This window comes from Streptomyces sp. SID14478, assembly GCF_010548525.1.
Lineage (GTDB): Bacteria > Actinomycetota > Actinomycetes > Streptomycetales > Streptomycetaceae > Streptomyces.
The window spans coordinates 1-619 of record NZ_JAAGMG010000242.1 but is presented as its reverse complement, the minus strand read 5'-3'; the positions used below and the strand labels follow the sequence as shown (position 1 = coordinate 619).

The window sequence follows — 619 nt, the reverse complement described above, 5'->3', positions numbered from 1 at the left end:
CGACTACAGGCATCCGCGCCGCCAGGCGCCCCCACCGCCGCCCGCCGCGTCTCCGGCGGACCCGGGCAGGCCCGCCGTCCCCGTCGCGGGCGACGCGACCGGCTGGACCCTGGAGGAGCGGCTCTACAACCAGGTGTGGGGCATGTTCGAGGACCTCGCCCGCACCACGGCCGCCTACCGCAGCGCCGTCGACTTCGCCGACTCGCGCAGGGAGCAGGAGCTCGATCACGTCCTGTCCGACCCCAGGAGCCGCATCGGCGGCCAGGGCGACGCCGCACGCGAGGCGGCCCGCGCCAAGCACGCCGCCCTCGTCGACCGTGCGCGGGAGGCCCTCGACCGGGACGTGGCGCAGCTCGTCGCCGAGTCGGAGGTCGTCGAACCGGCGCTTCCGGCGGCGTACGCGGGCTGGGACAACCCGTGCTGGCACGCCTACCGCAGCCCCATGGAGCTGCCCATGGCGGTCCGCCTGGGGGACATGCGGCTGCCCGAGACCGAGAGCACCGGCCTGCGCATCCCGATGCTCGTCCGGCTGCCGCTGGAGCGCGGCCTGTGGATCGACGCGGGCGCCGAGGCCGGCGACGCGCTCACGGACGCCGACGCCCTGCGCGCCCGGGCCGCA

1 pseudogene is annotated in these 619 nt (G+C 76.9%); it reads left to right on the top strand.

From position 1 onward, the window contains the following. Window positions 1–619: pseudogene (locus G3I40_RS08605) on the top strand (export associated protein); the annotation flags it as partial.